The sequence below is a fragment of the Phyllobacterium bourgognense genome, assembly GCF_003337575.1.
Lineage (GTDB): Bacteria > Pseudomonadota > Alphaproteobacteria > Rhizobiales > Rhizobiaceae > Phyllobacterium > Phyllobacterium bourgognense.
In genome coordinates this window covers 415,084-437,042 of record NZ_QPJM01000003.1, presented here as the reverse complement: position 1 = coordinate 437,042, position 21,959 = coordinate 415,084, and the positions used below count along the sequence as shown (strand labels likewise).

Genomic DNA, 21,959 nt, shown 5'->3' with positions numbered 1-21,959 from the left:
GTAATGTCAATACGGGCGATAAATGCCCTACATCGAAAGTGTTGGAATGGCGAGTGATACCCTCTCTACAAAAGACAAGATCCTGCAGGCGGCGGCCGAAATCGCCAAGGAAGTCGGGCCTGTGCACCTGTCACTCGATGCCGTGGCACGGCGAGCGGGTCTTTCAAAGGGGGGATTGCTCTATACGTTTCCGACCAAGGCCAAACTGCTGGAAGCACTCGTTGAACAGCACGTTTCGGAGTTTGACGAATCACTGCGCAAGGAAGAGGCGGCCCGAAATCACGGCCCTAACAGCGTCGTTCTGGCGTGCATCGCCGTTTATCGGGCAGAGTTTCTTTGCAACGAACCGGAGCCTTCCGGTATTCTTGCGGCCATCGCCAACGATCCGGGATTTCTTGAGCCGATCCGGCGGTACAACAAGCAGCTTCTGCAGCGTATGCGCGAGAACGCAGAAGATCCGACGCTTGCAATGACGGTATTTTTGACGATTGAGGGGCTACGCAGCCTGAAATTGTTCGAGATGGGTCTGCTCAGTAAGGATGAACAGATCGCCGCAATCGACCGGTTAAAGAACCTGTTCGAACCGGCTGATGCTCAAACGGCAGACGAGCCCGTTACCGCTTGATCACGCAAGTAGGGGTATATCGCCCCGCGCCCACGTGACTTGAGTTTCTTCCGTGAAGCGATTGAAATTGCTCGATTCTATAGCGTCACGAATACCCTGCATCAGTTGCTGGTAATAGGAAAGATTGTTCCACGTCAGCAGCATGGCGCCAAGCGCTTCCCCTGATTTGACCAGATGATGCAAATAGGCGCGGCTATAGTCGCGCGCCGCCGGACAGGGCGATTCCTCGTCTAGGGGACGCGGATCATCCGCATGTCGCGCATTGCGCAGATTGACCTTGCCGCGCCTGGTAAAGGCGAGGCCGTGGCGCCCTGCCCGGGTTGGCATCACGCAATCGAACATGTCGATGCCACGCGCCACCGATTTCAGGATATCGTCCGGTGTGCCAACGCCCATGAGATAGCGCGGCTTGTCATCCGGGAGTTCGGGACAGGTGACGTCGAGCATTTCCAGCATGACGTCTTGCGGCTCACCGACCGCCAGTCCGCCCACGGCATAGCCTTTCAGATCCATGCCCGTCAGCGCCTGCGCAGAGCGAATACGCAGATCGGCTACATCACCCCCCTGCACAATGCCGAACATGGCTTTGCCGGGCTGTTTGCCAAAGGCGATCTTGCAGCGTTCTGCCCAGCGCAGCGACAGTTCCATAGCCCGCTGGATGTCTTTGGGCGTCGATGGCAAGGCCACACATTCGTCGAGCTGCATCTGGATATCCGAATCCAGCAGCCCCTGGATCTCGATCGAGCGCTCTGGCGTCATCTCATACGCGCGGCCATCGATATGCGAGCGAAACGTCACGCCGCTTTCAGTCAGCTTGCGCAATTGTGCCAGCGACATGACCTGAAATCCGCCGGAATCCGTCAGAATCGGCTCGGGCCAGCGCGCAAACTCATGCAATCCGCCAAGTTTTGCCACGCGCTCGGCGCCCGGCCTCAGCATCAGATGGTAGGTATTACCAAGGATGATATCGGCGCCAAGGTCACGCACCTGGTCCATATACATGGCCTTGACTGTTCCACCGGTGCCAACCGGCATGAAGGCCGGCGTGCGCACAGTCCCGCGCGGCATGGTAATTTCGCCGCGGCGCGCCTTGCCATCCGTGGCATTCAGTTTGAATTCAAAATTTTCGCTCATGATGCGGATCGCCATAACAGGCTTGCATCGCCATAGGAATAGAAGCGGTAGTTATTCTTGACGGCATATTGATAGGCCGCATGCATCCGCTCGAAACCGCTGAAGGCCGACACCAGCATGAACAGCGTGGAACGTGGCAGATGAAAATTCGTCATCAGCATGTCGACTGCACGAAACTTATAACCCGGGGTAATGAAAATATCCGTCGGGCCCGACCATGGCTTGATAACGCCGTCTTCGCCCGTTGCACTTTCAAGCAGCCGCAGCGAAGTCGTTCCGACGGAAACGATCCGCCCGCCTCGCGCCTTGACGGCGTTAAGTGCGTCTGCCGTGCGCTGATCGACTGTCCCGATCTCCGAGTGCATCTTGTGATCGGCGGTATCGTCGGCTTTGACGGGGAGAAAGGTGCCCGCCCCCACATGCAGTGTAACGAAATGCTCTTCGATCCCGCGTTTCTTCAGATCATCCAACAGTTCAGGTGTGAAATGCAGCCCCGCAGTCGGCGCAGCAACGGCACCTTCTTCCCGGGCGTAAACGGTCTGATAATCCTCGCGGTCACGAATATCATCTGCACGTTTTGAAGCGATATAGGGTGGCAGCGGAATGTGCCCCACCGCGGCAATTGCCTGATCGAGATCGGCACCGCTGAAATCGAAAACCAGCAGTGCTTCGCCCGCATCGCCTTTCTCAGTGACAGTCGCCTGCAAAGACCCAAGCAGGCAAGCATTATTACCGTGGCCGAAGTCGATCCGCTCACCCTCCTTGATACGTTTTGCCGGGCGCAGGAAGGCCTTCCAGCGGTCAGGTCCGGTCCGCATGTGCAACGTCGCACCGATTTGCGCCTTCACACCTTCGCGCTCGCGAAAGCCTTCAAGTTGTGCCGGTATCACCTTGGTATCGTTGAATACCAGAGCGTCGCCTGCCTGGAGAAAATCACCGAGATTGCGAACACTACTGTTCTCGAACTCGGAACCGTCTGCCCGCACAAGCAAAAGCCGCGCTGAATCGCGCGGCTCTGCAGGTCTCAATGCGATGCTCTCCTCGGGCAGGTCGAAATCGAAAAGATCAACGCGCATGGTGCATCAATATTATTCGGCGTCTGCGGCAACGCGCATGGAAACGATGGAATCGGGATCCTGCACCGGCTCGCCGCGCTTGATCTTGTCGACATTGTCCATGCCTTCGATGACCTGGCCCCATACCGTGTACTGACGGTTGAGGAATGCTGCATCGTCAAAGCAGATGAAGAACTGCGAATTGGCAGAATTCGGGCTTTGCGAACGAGCCATCGAGCAAGCACCGCGGCCATGGTTGGCGTTGGAGAATTCAGCTTTGAGGTCCGGCTTGTCCGAACCACCCATTCCGGCACGGCCCGGGTTGAAGGAACTTCCGCCCTGTTTGCCGAATTTGACGTCGCCGGTTTGCGCCATAAAGCCATCGATTACGCGATGAAAGACGACGCCATCATAGGCGCCTTCCCGTGCGAGCTCCTTGATACGCTCGACATGTCCGGGTGCGAGATCCGGATAAAGTTCGATTACGACATCGCCCTTTGTGGTTTCGAGAAGGATGGTGTTTTCTGGATCTTTGTAAGCCATATCCGGCAATCTCCTGATTTTATTGAATTGCGTGATTACTTGCCCGCGCCAACGGTGACCTTGAGCATCTTGTCGGGGTTGTCGACAGCGCCATTATCTGCCTCCGAGCCCTTCTTGATCTTGTCTACGATATCCATGCCGCTCGTCACCTTGCCAACGACTGTGTATTGGCCATCCAGCGAGGGGTACTCTTTGAACATGATGAAAAACTGCGAATTTGCAGAATTTGGACTTTGGGCACGTGCCATGCCAACTGTTCCGCGCACGAAAGGTTCCTTCGAGAACTCAGCGGGCAGATCGGGCCGCGTCGAACCGCCAGTGCCTGCAGCCTGCGGATTGAAGCCTTTTTCCGTATTGCCGTACTGGACGTCACCTGTCTGTGCCATGAAGCCTGGAATGACCCGGTGGAACACGACATTATTATAAGCGCCTTCCTTGGCGAGCGCCTTGATCTGCTCGACATGTTTCGGCGCCAGATCGGGGAGCAACTCGACCTTGACGTCGCCGTCCTTGAGCTTGATCGTCATGGTGTTGGCGTCGTCTGCACGCGCCAAACTTGCAAACGACAGGGACGAGACGGCAGCAACGAGCAATGCTGTGCGAAATACGGACATGGAAAACTCCGGGGTCAGGATTTGAATTTTGTCTTGAGCGCGTCGGCAACAAGAGCGGGAACAAAATGCCGGACGTCGCCGCCCATAGCTGCAATCTGGCGAACCAATGTGGCAGTAATGGTGCGAACCGCCGGATCGGCCGGCAGGAACACCGTTTGCAGCTCAGGCGCCATCTTGCCATTCATTCCGGCCATCTGCATCTCATAGTCGAGATCGGTCCCATCGCGCAAACCGCGTACCATCAGGGACGCCCCATATTTGCGCGCAGCGTCGATCAGCAAGCCATCGAATGCGATAACGTCGATCCGTTCGCCATCCTTGCCGAAAACATCAGTCGCAACACGCTTGATCAGATCGACGCGTTCTTCGAACGAAAACAGTGGCGCTTTGCCCGGGTGAACGCCGATCGCCACGAAAACCTTGTCCGCGAGCCGGAGCGAGCCCTGCAGGACATCCATATGGCCGTTGGTAATAGGATCGAATGATCCTGCGTAGATCGCGATTGTCATGAGCGTGTCCTAGCCGTTTTGCTGCGCGCTTTCAATGGTCGGTAATCGATCAGATGAACGGGAGATGAACGCCCTCATCAGCAAGCATTCAGGCTCTCTCAACTATGTGTGAGACAATCGATGAAACCATTTCGAAGTTAGCACGTTGCTAATCATGAAAGAGCGCAAGATCGAAGGGACAAATTTATGTTTATTCTTCTGAGCATTGCCATGATGATTGCGATGATCGTTTCCGCGATTGTCATGATTATAGAAGAAAGCAAAAAGCGGGAAGCTCCTCTCAGAACACCCCGCTTTGGTGTTTATCATCACCGCCACGATCTTTAATCGCGCCGTTCAAAGCTCTAGATTTCTTCAGAGCCGTTTGTCTCGTCTGGCGATATCACGCCGCCTTCAACCGGAGTTTCAGTCTCGATTTCGTCGGTTTCGGTTTCCGAAATCCGCTCTACCGAAACAACCTTCTCGCCATCGGCTGTATTGAAGATCGTGACGCCCTTCGTGGAGCGCCCGGCAATGCGAATGCCGTTGACCGGTACGCGGATCAGCTGCCCTCCATCGGAAACAAGCAGGATCTGATCCGAAGCTTCTACCGGGAACAAGGATACGAGCTTGCCAATCTCATCGGTTTTCGAAGTATCGGTTGCGCGAATACCCTTGCCACCACGTCCAGAGACGCGGAACTCATAGGACGACGAGCGTTTGCCATATCCGTATTCGCTGACGGTAAGCACAGTCTGCTCGCGATCACGCAGTTCGGAATAGCGTTCCGGCGACAGGTCTGCAACGTCCGTTGCTTCCTCACCAACGAGTGCCACCTCTTCCGCGTCGTCCGCACCCTGCGCGCGTCGATCGGCAGCAGCCTGCTTCAGATAGGCAGAGCGTTCGGCAGGACTTGCCTCGACGTGTCCAAGGATAGCCATCGAAATGATTTTATCGCCCGGAGCCAGCGAAATACCGCGAACGCCGATCGAGTTGCGACCGACGAACACGCGTACGTCGGTTACGGGGAAGCGGATGCACTGGCCGCCGGCGGCAGTCAGCAACACATCATCGAATTCGTCACACGTATCGACGCTGAGGATTTCGTCGCCCTCGTCCTCGAGTTTCATCGCGATCTTGCCATTGCGATTGACCTGCACGAAGTCCGACAGCTTGTTCCGGCGCACCGTCCCCCGCGTTGTGGCAAACATCACGTCGAGATTTGCCCAGCTCGCCTCGTCCTCGGGCAGCGGCATGATCGTCGTAATGCGTTCGCCCTGTTCGAGCGGCAGCATGTTGATCAGGGCCTTGCCGCGCGATTGCGGCGTGCCGATCGGCAGGCGCCAGACCTTTTCCTTGTAGACGATACCGCGCGACGAGAAGAACAGCATCGGCGTATGGGTGTTAGCGACGAAGAGCCGTGTGACGAAATCCTCGTCCTTCATCGAAACGCCTGAACGGCCTTTGCCGCCCCGGCGCTGCGCGCGATAGGTCGCCAGAGGCACGCGCTTGATATAACCGGCATGACTGACCGTCACGACCATGTCTTCACGGGCGATGAGGTCTTCATCGTCCATGTCGGCGCCGCCATCGGTCAATACGGAGCGGCGCGGTGTGCCGAATTCATCGCGAATGGCGATCAATTCATCCTTGACGATGCCCATGATCCGCAGACGCGATGCCAGGATCTCGAGGTAGTCGGCAATTTCGACACCGATCTTATTGAGCTCGTCGGCGATTTCATCGCGTCCTAGTGCTGTAAGGCGCTGCAGGCGCAGATCGAGAATTGCGCGCGCCTGCTCTTCGGACAAATTGTAGGTGTTGTCGTCGTTGAGCTTGTGGCGCGGATCGGCAATCAACTGGATCAACGGCGCGACGTCACTTGCAGGCCACCGGCGTTCCATCAACTGGTCTCGCGCCGTCTGCGGATCCGGCGCCCGGCGGATCAGTGCGATGATCTCATCGATGTTAGCCACCGCAATCGCCAGACCAACCAAAACATGGGCGCGGTCACGCGCCTTGCGCAGCAGGAATTTGGTGCGGCGGCTGACGACTTCCTCGCGGAAGCTGACGAAAGCCCGCAAAATATCGAGAAGGTTGAGTAGCCCCGGCTTGCCGCCGTTGAGCGCAACCATATTCGCGCCAAAAGACGACTGCAGTGGCGTGAAACGATAAAGCTGGTTGATAATCACGTCAGTGACGGCATCCCGCTTCAGTTCGACTACAACGCGATAGCCGTCACGATCGGATTCATCGCGGATGTCGGAAATGCCTTCGATGCGCTTTTCACGCACCAGATCGGCCATCTTCTCGATCATCGTCGCCTTGTTGACCTGATAAGGCACCTCGGTGATGATGATGGCCTCGCGGTCACCGCGCATGCTTTCCACAGCGACCTTGCCGCGCATCAGGATCGAGCCGCGGCCTGTGCTATAAGCCGAATAAATGCCAGAACGGCCAAGTATCAGGCCACCGGTCGGGAAATCCGGACCTGGAATGTGTTCCATCATTTCCGGCAGTTCGATCGCCGGATTGTCGATCAGCGCAATACAGCCGTTGATGACCTCCGCCAGATTGTGCGGAGGCACGTTCGTCGCCATGCCGACGGCAATGCCGCCTGAACCATTGACGAGAAGATTGGGGAAGCGCGCCGGTAGAACTGTCGGCTCTTGCTCGCGTCCGTCATAATTGTCCTGGAAATCGACAGTTTCCTTGTCGATATCGGAGAGCAGCGACTCCGTGACCTTCTCCAGACGGCACTCAGTATACCGCATCGCTGCGGGCGAATCGCCATCGATCGAACCGAAATTGCCCTGCCCGTCAACCAACGGGTCACGCAGCGACCAGTCCTGCGCCATACGGACGAGCGCGTCGTAGATCGAGGCGTCGCCATGCGGATGGTATTTACCCATCACTTCACCGACGACACCTGCCGACTTGCGATAGGACCGGTTCCACGACAGGCCCATCTCGTTCATCGCATGCAGTATGCGTCGATGCACGGGCTTCAGGCCGTCGCGCACGTCAGGCAGCGCACGGCTAACGATCACGCTCATCGCGTAGTCGAGATAGGAGCGCTGCATTTCCTCGATGATGGAAATCGGCTCGATCCCGAAGGACGGTCCGGATTTATCGTCTTCGGAGCCAGGAGGTGGAGTTAAATCAGACACGAGGCACTCATCTTTCGGATAGAATCAATCTTTGATCTTATAGAGGCTTTTCAAGCCAAAAGCCAATAAACGGCACGTTAATACACAGCTGAAAACCCTTTGAAATCAATGGGATAAAATGGCATTTCTCATGCGGTGAAAAACTTCTGGTCTGAATCGCATGTTTCTCGACGTTGGATACCGAATCCGGTAGGTTGAATCCGGGATAACAGTTGGGTTGGTGCAGCTTTAAACAGAAAAGAAAAGCAAAATCGTGGCGTACTCAGACACCATTCTCAATGCCTTTGTGACGCTCATGGTTACGATCGATCCGCCGGGTCTCGCACCGCTGTTTCTGGCCCTGACGACGGGCATGAACCGGGCGGAACGCAGCCAGGTTGCTCTCCGGTCCAGCCTCACGGCATTTATCGTTCTCACCGTTTTTGCAGTTGCCGGTGCACAGATACTTGCCCTCTTCGGCATTACGCTCGGTGCTTTCCGCATCGCGGGTGGTCTGCTTCTCTTCTGGATAGCCTTCGAGATGATCTTTGAGCGGCGTAACGAGCGCAAGGAGAAAAGCGCAGAGGTTGCGATTACCAAGGATCACATCCGCAATATCGCGGCTTTTCCATTGGCGATACCGTTGATCGCCGGTCCAGGCGCGATTTCTGCAACCATTCTTCTGGCTGGAACGCTCTCGAGCGCCACATCGCGACTGGCGTTGATCGGCATAATCCTGATCTGCATCGCCTCGTGCTATGCTGTGTTTTTCCTTGCCGAGCGTATCGACGGTTTTCTTGGCGAAACAGGCCGTTCGATATTGACCAGACTGCTCGGCGTAATTCTCGCCGCCCTCGCCGTTCAGTTCGTGGCAGACGGCATCAGGACCCTCGTCAACAGCTGACAGTCAATAACCCGGGCTTATTCGGACATCGACGCCATCGCCGAAAACGACTGTCAAAGGCTTGCCTGCGATGATCTCAGCAAGTTCGGGGGCGATCGACAGTGGGACGGCCTTGTTGACGGTTTCCAGCGCCGAAGACACGAACGCCTCCTGGATGACGCGGTCGCCGCCCGGCGTTCTAAAAGTGACACGCGGCAGCGCAATGACCGTGCCATCCCGCCGCAATGCAAAGCGCAATGTCACGCCCATATCTTCGGCGCCTGTTGGGCGGTCCCAGCAGGCGAGCAGCGCCGAACCGATTTCTCTTGTCGAATAGATCGGTTCGCTTTTGCCGCAAGTCTGTTCTGATGCCAATGCCGGCGTCAAACTGGGCAATGCCAGAGCCATCGCCGCCGAAAGGAACCACCACAGGGAGCGCATGGCAACCAATTCAGCGCGACCCTGCTTCGGTTCCATCCGCGGCATCCCTTTGCGTGATCAATCGTGCGCTGCGAACACCGCTGACGGAAATCCACAGCCAGCTCAACGCCACGGCCAGTCGATTGCGCACGCCGATAAGAAAATAGATATGTGCCAGCCCCCAGAGCCACCAGGCGAGATAGCCTTTCAGCTTGATCCAGCCGAAATCGGTAACCGCCGCCCGCTTGCCGATCGTCGCGAGATCGCCGGCGTGGCGATACACAAAGGGCCGCGACGTCTGATCGCCGCCGAGCCTTGCCTTGATGGTTTCAGCGATGTGCTTACCCTGCTGTTTTGCTGCGGGGGCAATGCCCGGCACAGTGCCCTTGCCGCCATTCGAAACGGTCGCCGTGTCGCCGATCACAAATATTTCGGGACGGTCCGGCGCAGTCAGGTCGGGATTGACGACAACGCGCCCAGCTCGGTCGGATGGCGCGCTCAGCCATTTAGCAGCGGGAGACGCCTGCACGCCGGCCGCCCAGATGATGGTCCTGGCACGCAGCGACTGGCCGCCGAATTCAACGCCGTCAGCATGACATTCTGTGACCGGATGGCCGAGATGAACAGTCACGCCCAGCTTCTCCAGTGCTCGCTTCGCATAAGCCGACATATCTTCGCTGAACGCAGGCAGCACGCGGGGGCCACCCTCTATCAGCACCACTTGCGCCTCTGCGGGATCTATCACTCTGAAATCACCCTTCAGCGTATCACGCGCGAGATCGGCTATTGTTCCGGCGATCTCGACCCCTGTCGGCCCACCGCCAATGATCACCAGGGTCAGATACTCCATGCGCTTGGCAGGATCCGGTTCGCGCTCGGCCTTTTCAAACGCGGTCAGAATGCGCCGGCGGATCATGGTGGCGTCTTCGAGCGTCTTCAGACCGGGTGCATACGGCTCCCAATCATCGTGACCGAAATAGGCGTGGCGTGCGCCGGTCGCCAGCACCAGTGTGTCATAGGGAATTGTCTCGCCGTCCGCGGTTGATACAGTCCGGGCAGCTGTATCGACACTTTCAACAGTGCCGAGCAAGGTCTTGACGTTCTTGTACTTCCGCACAAGGTGCCTGATCGGCCAGGCAATTTCGGAGGTGGCCAATGTCGATGTCGCGACCTGATACAGCAGCGGCTGGAACAGATGGTGGTTACGCTGATCGATGATTGTGATGTCGATATCGACATTTCGGAGATTATAGACAGCCTCCAGGCCGCCGAAACCTCCGCCGACGACGACAAGGCGGTGTTTGGTGTGGGGTGGCGTCTGGATTTCAGTCATGATGAGGCTCCGATGCGCAGACCGAGACCTGTCTAACAGACCGATTGCCATGCGACAATTGCATGAAATACCGATCAGGGATGAGTTATCGAGAGGTCTCTTGGAGGTTCGACGCCAATCAGTGCAGCCCAACGTCCGGGTGTCATGCCGAAGGCTTTCTTGAATTGCCGGTTGAGATGGCTTTGGTCGGTGAATCCCGTTTCCACCGCGATTCCGGCAAGCGGTTCGCCCGTCTTGATCATTTCGCGGGCCCGTTGCAAGCGCCGCATCAGCAGAAAGCGATGGGGGCTCGTGGCGTAGAGTGTACGGAAGTGCCGGGATAAAGCGTAGCGATCAAGCCCGCTTACCGTTTCAAGCTCATCTGATCGTACAAGGCGCAAGGCGTGCTCTTCGAGATAATCGCGTGCCAATTGCGTTTGCCGGATCGCCGGCGCGCCTAATGGTCGGGCACGCTCCCTTGCATGCCGCGCCAAGCCGAGGGTCAGCTGTGAAACGACATCGTCGACCAGTAGTTCATCCAACTCCTCGTCGAGATTGCTGAGAGCCGCAGCCAAGGCACCATGTAGCGCCGGATCAGCAATGACAGGATCGTTGACGAATGGCAGCGCACCTTGGCGATCGCCCAGTGATTGCAATGCCAGCGCCGGTTCCAGATAGAGCATGCGATAGCGCAAGCCATCATCGGTGCCTGCGGCGCCATCATGCATCTCGTCCGGATGGATCACGATGATATTGCCAGGCAAGCTGTAGCGCCGTTCTCCGCGATACCAGAACGTTTGCACGCCGTGCAGCGTCACACCGATCGCATAGGTGTCGTGCCTGTGCAAATCATAAGCATCCCCGGCAAACCGTGCTTCGATGCGCTCGAGGCCCGGATTGGACGGCGCAGATGTAATGGCGTCCTGCACGGGAAGTTTGCACAAACGTCCAAGACCACGCGCGGCCTCTTCGCCTAAAACGTCTTGCATAAATTCACTCTTCCATGACTGACGGAGAATTATATCGATGTTCGATACCAAAATTGCAATCGTGTTGCGAAACGACATGGCCCCATGGCAGGCATTGAATGTGACGGCGTTTCTGACAAGCGGCATTGTTGCGCAATCGCCGGACGTGATCGGCGAGCCCTATCGTGACAGGGCCGGGAACACTTATAATCCGCTTTCCATTCAGCCTGTGATTGTGCTGGCTGCCGATCAGGCAGCGATTTCAAATATTCACCGCCGTTCGCTCGAACGCGACATCAAGACGTGTCTCTATATCGAAGAGATGTTTTCGACCGGCCACGACGCGGCCAACCGCGCTGTCTTTGCGCAATTCGCGCCGGACGATGCGAAGGTTGTCGGCATCGCCATGCGGGCCGACAAGAAACTGGTCGACAAGATTACCAAGGGCGCCAGGATGCATCCTTGAGGGCTGTCATCACGTACAGGCACTCAGCGCGTCAACATCAGCGGAAACGATGTGCTGCAGGTTACGGCTGATCTTTTCGACGGGCCAATCCCACCAGGCCACCACCTCGAGCTTGCGAACGACATCGAGTTCAAAACGGCTCTTGATCGCCTTGGCCGGATTGCCGCCTACGATCGTATAAGGCGGGACATCGGCGGTGACAACCGAACGCGACGAAACGATAGCGCCGTTGCCGATGCTGACGCCCGGCATAATCAACGCCTCATAGCCAATCCATACGTCATTGCCGATGATAGTGTGGCCCTTGTATGGCAGTTCGCCTGGTTGCGGCATGACCTTTTCCCAGCCATTGCCGAATATCTGAAAGGGATAGGTGGATATGCCTGAAAGCTTGTGGTTTGCACCATTCATGATGAAGCGTGCACCTTTGGCCAAAGCACAGAACTTTCCAATGACCAGTTTGTCGCCAATGAAGGGGAAATGATACAGGACGTTTTTTTCAAAACCCTCAGAATCTTCCGGATCATCGTAGTACGTATAGTCTCCAACGATAATGTTGGGGTTGGAGATCGTGTTCTTGATAAAACACACCTGAGGGAACCCTTGCATGGGATGCTTGTTTTCTGGGCTGGGTCCGTTCATGGGAACTCCGGAATTAGTGTCAGGATTAACGAGGTCATCGTCATGCAAGACATGGCGAAATCTTGACGCCACTCTTTGCCTTTCATATGAATTCCCACCCCCGCGCCAGAATGAAGACGACCAGATAACGTATGGTCTTTGCGATTGTCACGAGAATCAGAAAACTCGGCAAGGGTTCCCGCAAGACACCGGCAACCACCGTCAGCGGATCGCCAATGATCGGAGCCCAGCTCAAGAGCAGCGTCCACCTGCCATAGCGATGATACCAGGAGGCGGCGCGATCGAGTTGCGCGTGGCTGGCGGGAAACCATTTGCGGTCGCGAAATTTGTCAATGCCGCGGCCAAGCAGCCAGTTGACCACCGAGCCAAGGACGTTGCCGATACTGGCTACCGCTATCAGCGCAGCCGGCGAATATGAATTGCTGAGGAGAAGTCCAGCAAGTGCCGCCTCCGATTGCATCGGAAGCACCGTCGCCGCAGCGAAGGCTATTGCGAATAGCCCAGCATAAACGCCCAGATCACTGATCATGACTGGGCGCTGTTTCGTTCATTTGGTGTTCTATTGGATGGTATCTTAGAACGGAATTTCGTCGTCGAGATCGCGCGAGAAATTGCCGCCTGCACTCGATGAACTGCTCGACGACGCACTGGAACGGCCGAAATCCGAACCCTCATTGTCCGATACCTGGCCGCGTCCCGAATTGTTATCGAACGAACGTCCACCGCCAGCATTTTCACCGCGTGAATCAAGCATCTGCAATTCACCACGGAACTTCTGCAGCACTACTTCTGTCGAATAGCGGTCGTTACCCGTCTGGTCCTGCCACTTGCGAGTTTGCAGAGCACCTTCCAGGTAAACCTTCATGCCCTTTTTCAGATACTGCTCGGCAACCTTGGCGAGATTGTCGTTGAAGATAACGACGCTGTGCCATTCGGTCTTTTCTTTGCGCTCGCCGCTGTTCTTGTCGCGCCAGCTTTCCGACGTCGCAATGCGAAGGTTGACGACCGGATCACCCGAACCGAGCCGCCGGACTTCCGGGTCAGCGCCAAGATTTCCTACCAAAATGACCTTGTTGACACTGCCTGCCATGATCTGAACTCCATAAATTCCGCTTTTAAAATTTGCGCCATCATACAGAAGCCGCATTCAAGACGGGGCAACTGATTACCGCTATCCACAATATACAGTCCCGGGTCACGTCCGCATCGACAGCCACCAAAACCCTCCTGCCAGATTTGTCAGGAGACTTGTCGCGCTTCCAGCCCAGCCACGAACCGCAACGCACCGGGTTTTTTACAGACAACGTACGAACACGTCTGCTTTCATACCCTGTCAGCACTATGTCAGTAGAGCATCCACAGTTTGTTCTTTTTTTGTTCTATCACTTGCTCTAACAATGTCAACATGGCTATGGTGATTCCAACAGGGTTTGACCTCGTAAAGCCGAGAAGACTTTCTAAATATAGGAAAGCCGCTCGCTGAGGGCCATAACTCCTTCCAAATAGCGCGCCCTCTCAAAGGCAAACACATATGAGCGATCAGAAGTACATTTCCATTCGCGGTGCCCGCGAACATAATTTGAAGAACATCGATCTTGATCTGCCGCGCGACAAGCTGATTGTCATGACCGGCCTTTCAGGGTCGGGCAAGTCGTCGCTCGCGTTCGATACGATCTATGCCGAAGGGCAGCGGCGTTATGTCGAGAGCCTGTCCGCCTATGCGCGGCAATTTCTTGAAATGATGCAGAAGCCTGACGTCGACCAGATCGACGGCCTGTCGCCGGCGATTTCCATCGAGCAGAAGACAACCAGCCGCAACCCACGATCGACGGTAGGCACTGTTACAGAAATCTACGACTATCTGCGCCTGCTCTATGCGCGCGTCGGCATCCCGTATTCGCCGGCAACCGGCTTGCCGATCGAAAGCCAGACGGTCAGCCAGATGGTCGACCGCGTTCTGGCGCTCGAAGAAGGCACGCGCCTTTTCATTCTCGCCCCGATTGTTCGCGGCCGGAAAGGCGAATACCGCAAGGAACTCGCCGACCTGCAGAAGCGCGGCTTCCAGCGCGTCAAGGTCGATGGCATTTTCTACGAGATCGCCGATGTTCCGGCGCTCGACAAGAAATATAAGCACGACATCGATGTGGTGGTGGACCGCATCGTCGTGCGGCCCGATATGTCCGCGCGCCTCGCCGACAGCCTCGAGACCTCCCTGAAACTTGCTGATGGCATTGCTGTCGCGGAATTTGCCGACAAGCCGCTTCCAGCCGATGAAACGGCCAGCGAATCCGCCAACAAATCCAAGAACGATACGCACGAGCGCGTAATGTTCTCGGAAAAGTTTGCCTGCCCGGTTTCGGGATTTACGATCTCTGAAATCGAGCCTCGCCTGTTCTCGTTCAACAATCCCTTCGGCGCCTGCCCGACCTGCGATGGTCTCGGCACACAAAAGGCCATCGATCCGACGATGATCGTGCCAGACGAAAGCCTTACTCTTAAAGGCGGAGCCATCGCTCCGTGGTCGAAGTCGAGCTCGCCTTACTACAACCAAACGCTGGATGCGCTGGGTGCAGCCTATGGTTTCAAACTTGCTGATCGTTGGCGCGACCTGAGCGAGGAAGCCCAGAAAGCAATTCTCTACGGTACGGGAAGCCGCGAGGTGCAGTTCGCCTATGATGACGGCCTGCGTTCCTATCGCACTACCAAGCCGTTCGAAGGCGTCATTCCCAATCTGGAGCGCCGCTGGAAAGAAACGGACTCCGCCTGGTCGCGCGAGGAGATAGAGCGTTTCATGTCAGGTACGCCCTGCCCTGCCTGCAATGGCTACCGGCTCAAGCCCGAGGCCCTTGCGGTCAAGATCGGCGGTTTGCATATCGGTCAGGTGACCGAGAAATCCATTCGCCATGCGGATGCGTGGTTCAGCGACATCGACAAGACATTCAATGAAAAGCAGACGGAGATTGCCGCGCGCATCCTCAAGGAGATCCGCGAGCGCCTGCGCTTTCTCAACGATGTCGGGCTCGACTATCTGGCATTGTCGCGCAATTCCGGTACGCTATCCGGTGGTGAAAGCCAGCGTATCCGATTAGCCTCGCAGATCGGTTCCGGCCTGACCGGCGTCCTCTATGTGCTTGATGAGCCGTCCATCGGCCTGCATCAGCGCGATAATGAGCAGCTCCTGAAGACCCTGCGCCACCTGCGCGATCTCGGCAACACGGTCATCGTCGTCGAACACGATGAGGACGCGATCCTCACCGCTGACTATGTCGTCGATATCGGCCCTGCTGCGGGCATCCATGGCGGCGAGATCATTGCGCAAGGCACGCCTGCCGATATCATGGCCAGCCCGAAATCCCTGACCGGCAAGTATCTGTCCGGCGAGATCGAAGTTGCGGTGCCTTCCGAACGGCGCAAGATCAACAAGAAGCGCATCAAGGTCGTCGGCGCGCGCGGCAACAATCTGAAGAACGTCTCGGCGGAAATTCCGCTCGGCACGTTCACGGCTGTTACCGGCGTGTCCGGCGGCGGCAAATCGACATTCCTGATCGAAACGCTGTTCAAGGCCGCCTCGCGCCGCATCATGGGTTCGCGCGAGCACCCGGCTGATCATGACCGCATCGACGGACTGGAATTTCTCGACAAGGTCATCGATATCGACCAGTCGCCGATCGGCCGCACGCCCCGCTCGAACCCCGCAACCTATACGGGTGCGTTTACGCCGATCCGCGACTGGTTTGCCGGTCTCCCGGAAGCAAAAGCGCGTGGCTACCAGCCCGGCCGGTTCTCGTTCAACGTCAAGGGTGGACGCTGCGAGGCGTGCCAGGGCGACGGTGTGATCAAGATCGAGATGCACTTCCTGCCGGATGTCTATGTCACTTGCGATGTGTGTCACGGCAAGCGTTACAATCGCGAAACACTCGAGGTCCTGTTCAAGGGCAAGTCGATTGCTGATGTTCTCGACATGACCGTCGAGGAAGGTGCGGAATTCTTTGCCGCTGTCCCGGCCGTGCGCGACAAGCTGCAGACGCTGGCCAAGGTCGGCCTCGGCTATATCCACGTCGGCCAGCAGGCAAATACCTTGTCGGGCGGCGAGGCGCAGCGCATCAAGCTCGCCAAGGAATTGTCACGCAAGGCGACCGGCCGTACGCTCTATATTCTCGATGAACCCACCACCGGCTTGCACTTCCACGACGTGGCGAAGCTGCTCGAAGTGCTGCACGAACTCGTCGACCAAGGCAACACAGTCGTCGTCATCGAGCACAATCTCGAAGTCATCAAGACGGCGGACTGGGTCATCGACCTTGGACCACATGGCGGCGACGGCGGCGGTGAGATCGTGGCTGTTGGGCGGCCGGAGGATATCGTCGAGGCCGAACGCTCCTATACCGGCCAGTTCCTCAGGGAGCTTTTGCGCCGTCGTCCAGGGCACAAGGCGCAAGCCGCGGCAGAATAGCTTTCTTCAGGGAGGAGAGAAGATGACCAGCGGAACTATAAGGGCGGGCATTGGTGGCTGGATTTTCGAGCCTTGGCGCGGCACCTTTTATCCAAAGGGCCTCTCCAAGGCCAAGGAACTCGAATATGCAGGCCAGCATCTGCAGACGATCGAGATTAACAGCACCTATTACGGTACGCAGAAACCCGAAACTTTCGCCAAATGGGCTTCACAGGTGCCGGATGGCTTCGTTTTCTCGGTCAAGGGCAATCGCTTTGTCACCAATCGCCGTGTTCTTGCCGAAGCCGGCGAGTCGATGCAGCGCTTCGTCAAATCCGGCATTGCCGAGTTGGGCGACCGGCTTGGACCGCTGATCTGGCAATTTGCGCCAACAAAGAAATTCGACGCGGATGATTTCGGCGCCTTTCTCGATCTCCTTCCGAAGAAAGAATCCGGCCTCCCCCTGCGCCACGCGGTTGAGGTCCGCAATGCGTCCTTCATCGATCCCGACTTTGTAGCGCTGGCCCGCAAGAACGGCGTGGCAGTGGTTTATGCCGAACATTTCGAATATCCGGAAATTGCCGATGTGACCGCTGATTTCGTCTATGCCCGCCTGCAGAAGGGTGATGATGCCATCGAAACCGCCTACCCTGCCAAGGCGCTCGACAAGTGGGCAGATCGTGTCAAACAGTGGGCAAAAGGTGTTGTACCGGATGACCTGCCACTGGCCTCTCCGACGCAGCACCCGGAAAAGCAGCCTCGCGATGTTTTCGTCTATTTCATCCACGAAGGCAAAGTGCACGCCCCGCAGGCAGCACAGGCTCTAACCCAGCGTCTGAATGCTTGAGCCAGCTACTGGCGTACAATCTCTGTCTATAAACTATGCAATTTGCACATTTTTTCATCAGCTTGCTGCATCGCAGCTTGTGCTTTACGGTGACGAGTTAGGCAGTGAGGCAAAACACCTGCTGCCATCACTCGATAAACTCAGGTTCCGGGAAATATTTAAACTATTCAACCGAGTTGGCATGCTTCCTGCTTTTTGAAGTGAAAGCGGGCAAGAGGTCCGTTTCTATGCATAGGGAGATCGTTCTCTGATGAAGAAAATCGAAGCCATCATCAAACCGTTCAAACTGGATGAGGTGAAAGAGGCACTGCAGGAAGTGGGGCTTCAGGGCATTACCGTGACCGAAGCGAAGGGTTTTGGCCGTCAAAAGGGCCACACCGAATTGTATCGCGGCGCTGAGTATGTCGTCGACTTCCTGCCCAAGGTAAAAATCGAGATCGTTCTGGGCGACGAATCCGTCGACGCCGCCATCGAGGCGATCCGCAAAGCTGCACAGACCGGCCGTATCGGCGACGGAAAGATCTTTGTATCCAACATTGAAGAAGTTGTGCGTATCCGGACCGGAGAGTCTGGCATCGACGCCATCTGATCCCCAAGACCCCTCCGCTGGCACGTTCGCGCCGGCAACCAGTATCATCGTCGCTGAACAAGGAAAATTGATATGACGACCGCTAAAGATATTCTGAAACAGATCAAGGATAACGACGTAAAATTCCTTGATCTCCGCTTCACTGATCCAAAGGGGAAGCTGCAGCATGTGACGATGGACATCGCCGAAGTTGACGAAGACATGTTTGCCGATGGCGTCATGTTCGACGGCTCTTCGATTGCCGGTTGGAAGGCCATCAATGAGTCCGACATGGTTCTCATGCCAGACACCGATACAGTTCACATGGATCCGTTTTTCGCGCAGTCGACCATGGTTATCCTTTGCGACATTCTCGATCCGATCTCCGGTGAATCCTACAATCGCGATCCGCGCGGCACGGCCAAGAAGGCCGAAGCCTACATGAAGGCGGAAGGCATCGGCGACACCATCTTCGTTGGTCCGGAAGCTGAGTTCTTCGTCTTCGACGACGTCAAGTACAAGGCAGATCCATACAACACTGGCTTCAAGGTCGACTCTACCGAATTGCCATCCAATGACGACACGGATTACGAAACAGGCAATCTTGGCCACCGTCCGCGCGTCAAGGGCGGCTACTTTCCGGTCCCGCCAGTCGACAGCGCGCAGGATATGCGTTCGGAAATGCTCACCGTTCTCACGGAAATGGGTGTGCGCGTTGAAAAGCATCACCACGAAGTGGCTGCCGCCCAGCACGAGCTTGGCATCAAGTTTGACGCCCTCACCCGCAACGCCGACAAGATGCTGATCTACAAATACGTCGTGCATCAGGTCGCCAATGCCTATGGCAAGACAGCGACCTTCATGCCGAAGCCGATTTTTGGCGACAATGGTTCGGGTATGCACGTTCACATGTCGATCTGGAAGGAAGGCAAGCCGACTTTCGCCGGCAACGAATATGCCGGTTTGTCGGAAAGCTGCCTGTTCTTCATCGGCGGTATCATCAAGCACGCCAAGGCTATCAACGCCTTCACCAACCCCTCGACCAACTCGTACAAGCGTCTGGTTCCAGGTTATGAAGCGCCGGTCCTGCTGGCCTATTCCGCACGCAACCGTTCGGCCTCCTGCCGTATTCCATTCGGCTCCTCACCGAAGTCCAAACGTGTCGAAATTCGCTTCCCGGATCCGACAGCCAATCCTTATCTCGGCTTCGCCGCGATGCTGATGGCAGGCCTCGACGGCATCAAGAACAAGATCCATCCTGGCCAGCCGATGGACAAGGACCTTTACGATCTTCCTGCCAAGGAACTCAAGAAGATCCCGACGGTCTGCGGCTCCCTGCGTGAAGCTCTTCAGAGCCTCGACAAGGATCGCGGCTTCCTGAAAGCCGGTGGCGTATTCGATGACGATCAGATTGACTCGTTCATCGAACTGAAGATGGCCGAAGTGATGCGTTTCGAAATGACACCGCATCCGGTCGAATACGACATGTACTATTCGGTCTGATCTGATCGAGATTTCAAAAAAGAACCCCGGTGCGAGCCGGGGTTTTTTGTTGTAACGCTGTTAGAGAAAGCAAAAAGCGGATTACGAAGCGGAAACAGCTTCCAGCATCTTCACCGCTGCCGTCATCTCGCGTTCACGCAAAGCGCGGCGCGCAGCCGCTTCGGCGTCTTCGCCCCAATGCTCGATCGTCCAGTCTTCATCAACGTGCGCGAGCCTCCACGCTTCCTCGCCGGAAATCTCGCCTTTGGCGACTGCGAGCGCCATGATTGCCGAGCCGGTCAGTGTCGTGATCGTATGCAGGGCGGCAATGGCGAACGGGTCATTGAACTGGCCGAGGTGAACACTGAAAGCGCCGAGCGCCTCACGCGGTTGCTCGACATGCATAACGCCTTCCGCCAATACAAAGCGTGCGCCGAGCTCCGATGCTGCCCAATCGATGAGCGGATCCCAAAGTTCTCTCTGGCGATTGACCAGCCGTTCGGGCGAGCCGGCGCGATAGCACAACATGTCCGATGACGCGAAGCGCAGCACATCTTCCAGCACTGCCTGCGGATCATTGACAATGCCGTCGATGGCTGTATTCGCCAATCGTGTCGCTGGCATCCGTGCCGGGTCGATTTCCTTTTCCTGCGCGGAAAATTCGTCCGCAATCAACTGCGCCGCCGCTCGCGTCGGCAATGCAAGCATCTGCCGCGCCGGTGTTTTGACCGCGCGGCCATCCAGCTCGACAGCAAACTGACCGTCATGCTCGGCCACTGCGGCTTCTTTGTAAAAGCGCTTTGGCAAAGGCATTTTCGACTGAATTTGCGCGCGGCGGACCGGATCCGGATCGGATAGGTCCTGTTTCTTGTCCATATTGAAAAGGTCGTTGCGCATCGTGACAGTCCGCTAATTAATTATCTTCGTCGCCGTCGCTCTCATCGAGTCCCAGCAGGTTCCACGTCTGCACCATATGGGGCGGCAATGGCGCGGTTACATCGATGATGCCGCCCGATGGATTGGGTATACGGATCCGGCGAGCATGCAAATGCAGGCGGTTCTGGATACCGCCCGGGAAAGACCAGTTCGTATCCGCCTCGAAATATTTCGGATCGCCGATGATTGGACAACCGATGTGGGCAGCGTGCACGCGCAATTGGTGCGTGCGGCCCGTATAGGGTTCCATCTCCAGCCAGGTCAGAACCTGTCCGGCAGATTCGATCACGCGATAATAGGAGACGGCATGATCCGAATCCGGTTCGCCGTGCTGGGCAACGCGCATTCGATCGCCATCGGGCGTTGTTTCCTTGACCAGCCAGGTGGTGATCTTGTCCTCGCGCTTGCGCGGTATGCCTTTCACCAGGGCCCAATAGGTTTTCTTCGTCTCACGCTCGCGAAAAGCTGCGGTCAGCGCCTGCGCTGCGCCGCGTGTGCGGGCAACGACGAGAACGCCCGACGTATCGCGGTCGAGCCGGTGAACAAGCCGGGGCTTTTCACCCTTCTTGTTGCGCCAGGCTTCCAGCATGTCATCAACATGGCGATTGACGCCGGAACCGCCCTGCACTGCCAGACCCGCCGGCTTGTTGAAGACGAAAACCTTCGGATCTTCATAGAGCAGCATCTGCTTCAGGACATCGCCATCATCTCGGCCGCGAATGCTCTTGCCGGTCAGATGACCCTCAGCCTTGGAATCTACCGGCAGCGGAGGAATGCGGACTGTCTGCCCGGCCTGCAACCTTGTGTCGGATTTGGCGCGCGATCCATCGATCCTTATCTGGCCGGACCGCAGCAATTTCTGCAGATGCCCGAATCCCAAACCAGGAAAATGTACCTTGAACCAACGGTCGAGGCGCATTTCCGCCTCACCCGTATCGACTGTCTTCTGTTCTACCGCTGCCATCAACTCTGCCTTTCAATCAGGCATGCGAATAGCACTAACCAGTCAGCCGTGCGAGCCATAATCCTAAAAACAGCGCGCCAATGCTCAAGATCACACTCGCCAGCATATAAAAAAGAGCGATTGCGAGTTCACCGCGTTGCCAAAGCACCGCGACATCCAGCGAGAATGACGAAAACGTCGTGAAGCCGCCAAGAATCCCGACGGCTATGAATAGCCGCAGTTCAGGCGATCCCTCGAAGCGGCGGGCGAGAAGCTCGATGAAAAGCCCCATGAGAAAGCCGCCAATGACATTCACCGCCAGTGTTCCGTACGGGAAGGCAACGCCGAAGGCCCGCGCCATCCCGACCCCGACAAGATATCGCGCGACAGATCCGATGGCTCCACCTGAAGCCACAAGTAATATTGCGTTCATTTTACATTCAGCCTGCGCA

23 protein-coding genes are annotated in these 21,959 nt (G+C 56.7%); 8 read left to right on the top strand and 15 right to left on the bottom strand.

The genetic code is table 11. The features are described 5' to 3' along the window. Positions 1–46: 46 nt before the first annotated feature. The gene (locus C7476_RS08605) at positions 47–625 is read left to right on the top strand and encodes a TetR/AcrR family transcriptional regulator (protein ID WP_114429505.1); all 579 of its coding nucleotides are present in this window, start codon (positions 47–49) and stop codon (positions 623–625) included. Here C7476_RS08605 and tgt read toward each other — a convergent pair whose 3' ends face one another. Genes tgt through coaD form a run of 5 tightly spaced genes read right to left on the bottom strand, consistent with a single transcriptional unit; the run spans position 626 to position 4,480 of the window. Next, entirely contained in the window at positions 626–1,759 is a 1,134-nt protein-coding gene (gene tgt, locus C7476_RS08600) for a tRNA guanosine(34) transglycosylase Tgt (protein WP_114429503.1), read from the bottom strand. Further along, positions 1,756–2,835 carry a tRNA preQ1(34) S-adenosylmethionine ribosyltransferase-isomerase QueA gene (gene queA / locus C7476_RS08595; protein ID WP_114429409.1) on the bottom strand — a complete coding sequence of 360 codons (1,080 nt, stop codon included), beginning with the start codon at positions 2,833–2,835 and terminating at the stop codon, positions 1,756–1,758. The genes tgt and queA overlap by 4 nt, the downstream gene beginning before the upstream one ends. Before the next feature lie 12 nt (positions 2,836–2,847). Then, on the bottom strand, positions 2,848–3,357 hold the full coding sequence (locus C7476_RS08590; RefSeq protein WP_114429408.1) for a peptidylprolyl isomerase: 510 nt from the start codon (positions 3,355–3,357) through the stop codon (positions 2,848–2,850). A gap of 35 nt (positions 3,358–3,392) precedes the next feature. Continuing rightward, positions 3,393–3,971 carry a peptidylprolyl isomerase gene (locus tag C7476_RS08585; RefSeq protein ID WP_112526956.1) on the bottom strand — a complete coding sequence of 193 codons (579 nt, stop codon included), beginning with the start codon at positions 3,969–3,971 and terminating at the stop codon, positions 3,393–3,395. A 14-nt stretch (positions 3,972–3,985) separates the two neighbouring features. Next, complete coding sequence (gene coaD, locus C7476_RS08580) at positions 3,986–4,480, bottom strand: pantetheine-phosphate adenylyltransferase (protein ID WP_114429407.1); 495 nt, start codon at positions 4,478–4,480, stop codon at positions 3,986–3,988. A 186-nt stretch (positions 4,481–4,666) separates the two neighbouring features. On the opposite strand from coaD, the gene C7476_RS28115 reads away from it, so the two are divergent. After that, complete coding sequence (locus C7476_RS28115; protein WP_181872384.1) at positions 4,667–4,807, top strand: hypothetical protein; 141 nt, start codon at positions 4,667–4,669, stop codon at positions 4,805–4,807. Positions 4,808–4,824: 17 nt separating this feature from the next. Here C7476_RS28115 and gyrA read toward each other — a convergent pair whose 3' ends face one another. Then, a complete protein-coding gene (gene gyrA / locus C7476_RS08575) occupies positions 4,825–7,542 on the bottom strand; it encodes a DNA gyrase subunit A (RefSeq protein ID WP_245426238.1) in 2,718 nt (905 codons plus the stop codon). Between the two features lie 340 nt (positions 7,543–7,882). Between gyrA and C7476_RS08570 the strand changes: the two genes are divergently transcribed. Continuing rightward, the gene (locus tag C7476_RS08570; RefSeq protein ID WP_114429405.1) at positions 7,883–8,512 is read left to right on the top strand and encodes a MarC family protein; all 630 of its coding nucleotides are present in this window, start codon (positions 7,883–7,885) and stop codon (positions 8,510–8,512) included. A gap of 3 nt (positions 8,513–8,515) precedes the next feature. On the opposite strand, the gene C7476_RS08565 is transcribed toward C7476_RS08570, so the two are convergent. The 3 genes from C7476_RS08565 to C7476_RS08555 all read right to left on the bottom strand — a co-directional run bounded on the left by C7476_RS08565 (position 8,516) and on the right by C7476_RS08555 (position 11,212). Beyond that, a complete protein-coding gene (locus tag C7476_RS08565; protein WP_114429404.1) occupies positions 8,516–8,968 on the bottom strand; it encodes a hypothetical protein in 453 nt (150 codons plus the stop codon). Then, entirely contained in the window at positions 8,943–10,244 is a 1,302-nt protein-coding gene (locus C7476_RS08560) for an NAD(P)/FAD-dependent oxidoreductase (RefSeq protein ID WP_114429403.1), read from the bottom strand. The genes C7476_RS08565 and C7476_RS08560 overlap by 26 nt, the downstream gene beginning before the upstream one ends. A 74-nt stretch (positions 10,245–10,318) precedes the next feature. Beyond that, positions 10,319–11,212 carry an AraC family transcriptional regulator gene (locus C7476_RS08555; protein WP_114429402.1) on the bottom strand — a complete coding sequence of 298 codons (894 nt, stop codon included), beginning with the start codon at positions 11,210–11,212 and terminating at the stop codon, positions 10,319–10,321. A gap of 37 nt (positions 11,213–11,249) precedes the next feature. On the opposite strand from C7476_RS08555, the gene C7476_RS08550 reads away from it, so the two are divergent. Beyond that, entirely contained in the window at positions 11,250–11,657 is a 408-nt protein-coding gene (locus tag C7476_RS08550; protein ID WP_114429401.1) for a DUF2000 family protein, read from the top strand. Between the two features lie 9 nt (positions 11,658–11,666). On the opposite strand, the gene C7476_RS08545 is transcribed toward C7476_RS08550, so the two are convergent. The 3 genes from C7476_RS08545 to C7476_RS08535 all read right to left on the bottom strand — a co-directional run bounded on the left by C7476_RS08545 (position 11,667) and on the right by C7476_RS08535 (position 13,389). Continuing rightward, positions 11,667–12,299: a Vat family streptogramin A O-acetyltransferase gene (locus C7476_RS08545; RefSeq protein ID WP_114429400.1), complete on the bottom strand. Its 633-nt coding sequence runs from the start codon at positions 12,297–12,299 to the stop codon at positions 11,667–11,669. A gap of 82 nt (positions 12,300–12,381) precedes the next feature. Then, positions 12,382–12,828, bottom strand: a complete 447-nt coding sequence (locus tag C7476_RS08540; protein WP_181872383.1) for a YqaA family protein — start codon at positions 12,826–12,828, stop codon at positions 12,382–12,384. A gap of 45 nt (positions 12,829–12,873) precedes the next feature. Further along, positions 12,874–13,389 (bottom strand): single-stranded DNA-binding protein, encoded by a 516-nt coding sequence (locus C7476_RS08535; RefSeq protein ID WP_114429495.1) that lies wholly within the window; start codon positions 13,387–13,389, stop codon positions 12,874–12,876. Between the two features lie 441 nt (positions 13,390–13,830). Here C7476_RS08535 and uvrA point away from each other — a divergent pair, with 441 nt between their 5' ends. From uvrA to glnA, 4 genes are all read left to right on the top strand, one after another. Then, the gene (gene uvrA / locus C7476_RS08530; protein WP_114429399.1) at positions 13,831–16,752 is read left to right on the top strand and encodes an excinuclease ABC subunit UvrA; all 2,922 of its coding nucleotides are present in this window, start codon (positions 13,831–13,833) and stop codon (positions 16,750–16,752) included. 22 nt (positions 16,753–16,774) lie between these two features. Beyond that, positions 16,775–17,578 (top strand): DUF72 domain-containing protein, encoded by an 804-nt coding sequence (locus tag C7476_RS08525; RefSeq protein ID WP_114429398.1) that lies wholly within the window; start codon positions 16,775–16,777, stop codon positions 17,576–17,578. Positions 17,579–17,828: 250 nt separating this feature from the next. Next, positions 17,829–18,167 carry a P-II family nitrogen regulator gene (locus C7476_RS08520; RefSeq protein WP_114429397.1) on the top strand — a complete coding sequence of 113 codons (339 nt, stop codon included), beginning with the start codon at positions 17,829–17,831 and terminating at the stop codon, positions 18,165–18,167. 72 nt (positions 18,168–18,239) lie between these two features. Continuing rightward, complete coding sequence (glnA, locus tag C7476_RS08515; protein ID WP_114429396.1) at positions 18,240–19,649, top strand: type I glutamate--ammonia ligase; 1,410 nt, start codon at positions 18,240–18,242, stop codon at positions 19,647–19,649. An 81-nt stretch (positions 19,650–19,730) separates the two neighbouring features. Here glnA and C7476_RS08510 read toward each other — a convergent pair whose 3' ends face one another. The 3 genes from C7476_RS08510 to crcB are packed head-to-tail and all read right to left on the bottom strand — an operon-like array spanning position 19,731 to position 21,940. Further along, on the bottom strand, positions 19,731–20,525 hold the full coding sequence (locus C7476_RS08510; RefSeq protein ID WP_114429395.1) for an ATP12 family chaperone protein: 795 nt from the start codon (positions 20,523–20,525) through the stop codon (positions 19,731–19,733). 16 nt (positions 20,526–20,541) lie between these two features. Beyond that, positions 20,542–21,528, bottom strand: a complete 987-nt coding sequence (locus C7476_RS08505) for an RluA family pseudouridine synthase (protein WP_114429394.1) — start codon at positions 21,526–21,528, stop codon at positions 20,542–20,544. 34 nt (positions 21,529–21,562) lie between these two features. Then, positions 21,563–21,940 (bottom strand): fluoride efflux transporter CrcB, encoded by a 378-nt coding sequence (gene crcB / locus C7476_RS08500; protein WP_114429393.1) that lies wholly within the window; start codon positions 21,938–21,940, stop codon positions 21,563–21,565. Positions 21,941–21,959: the final 19 nt, after the last annotated feature.

What these genes read in the sequence shown, in the direction of transcription:
- coaD (WP_114429407.1), bottom strand. Translation starts at nt 4,480, where the DNA reads ATGACAATCGCGATCTACGCAGGATCATTCGATCCTATTACCAACGGC.
- C7476_RS08535 (WP_114429495.1), bottom strand. Translation starts at nt 13,389, where the DNA reads ATGGCAGGCAGTGTCAACAAGGTCATTTTGGTAGGAAATCTTGGCGCT.
- C7476_RS08560 (WP_114429403.1), bottom strand. Translation starts at nt 10,244, where the DNA reads ATGACTGAAATCCAGACGCCACCCCACACCAAACACCGCCTTGTCGTC.
- C7476_RS08590 (WP_114429408.1), bottom strand. Translation starts at nt 3,357, where the DNA reads ATGGCTTACAAAGATCCAGAAAACACCATCCTTCTCGAAACCACAAAG.
- crcB (WP_114429393.1), bottom strand. Translation starts at nt 21,940, where the DNA reads ATGAACGCAATATTACTTGTGGCTTCAGGTGGAGCCATCGGATCTGTC.
- C7476_RS08540 (WP_181872383.1), bottom strand. Translation starts at nt 12,828, where the DNA reads ATGATCAGTGATCTGGGCGTTTATGCTGGGCTATTCGCAATAGCCTTC.
- C7476_RS08520 (WP_114429397.1), top strand. Translation starts at nt 17,829, where the DNA reads ATGAAGAAAATCGAAGCCATCATCAAACCGTTCAAACTGGATGAGGTG.
- C7476_RS08605 (WP_114429505.1), top strand. Translation starts at nt 47, where the DNA reads ATGGCGAGTGATACCCTCTCTACAAAAGACAAGATCCTGCAGGCGGCG.
- C7476_RS08550 (WP_114429401.1), top strand. Translation starts at nt 11,250, where the DNA reads ATGTTCGATACCAAAATTGCAATCGTGTTGCGAAACGACATGGCCCCA.
- C7476_RS08565 (WP_114429404.1), bottom strand. Translation starts at nt 8,968, where the DNA reads ATGGAACCGAAGCAGGGTCGCGCTGAATTGGTTGCCATGCGCTCCCTG.
- uvrA (WP_114429399.1), top strand. Translation starts at nt 13,831, where the DNA reads ATGAGCGATCAGAAGTACATTTCCATTCGCGGTGCCCGCGAACATAAT.
- queA (WP_114429409.1), bottom strand. Translation starts at nt 2,835, where the DNA reads ATGCGCGTTGATCTTTTCGATTTCGACCTGCCCGAGGAGAGCATCGCA.
- C7476_RS08525 (WP_114429398.1), top strand. Translation starts at nt 16,775, where the DNA reads ATGACCAGCGGAACTATAAGGGCGGGCATTGGTGGCTGGATTTTCGAG.
- C7476_RS08555 (WP_114429402.1), bottom strand. Translation starts at nt 11,212, where the DNA reads ATGCAAGACGTTTTAGGCGAAGAGGCCGCGCGTGGTCTTGGACGTTTG.
- glnA (WP_114429396.1), top strand. Translation starts at nt 18,240, where the DNA reads ATGACGACCGCTAAAGATATTCTGAAACAGATCAAGGATAACGACGTA.
- C7476_RS08505 (WP_114429394.1), bottom strand. Translation starts at nt 21,528, where the DNA reads ATGGCAGCGGTAGAACAGAAGACAGTCGATACGGGTGAGGCGGAAATG.
- gyrA (WP_245426238.1), bottom strand. Translation starts at nt 7,542, where the DNA reads ATGCAGCGCTCCTATCTCGACTACGCGATGAGCGTGATCGTTAGCCGT.
- C7476_RS28115 (WP_181872384.1), top strand. Translation starts at nt 4,667, where the DNA reads ATGTTTATTCTTCTGAGCATTGCCATGATGATTGCGATGATCGTTTCC.
- C7476_RS08585 (WP_112526956.1), bottom strand. Translation starts at nt 3,971, where the DNA reads ATGTCCGTATTTCGCACAGCATTGCTCGTTGCTGCCGTCTCGTCCCTG.
- C7476_RS08510 (WP_114429395.1), bottom strand. Translation starts at nt 20,525, where the DNA reads ATGCGCAACGACCTTTTCAATATGGACAAGAAACAGGACCTATCCGAT.
- C7476_RS08545 (WP_114429400.1), bottom strand. Translation starts at nt 12,299, where the DNA reads ATGAACGGACCCAGCCCAGAAAACAAGCATCCCATGCAAGGGTTCCCT.
- tgt (WP_114429503.1), bottom strand. Translation starts at nt 1,759, where the DNA reads ATGAGCGAAAATTTTGAATTCAAACTGAATGCCACGGATGGCAAGGCG.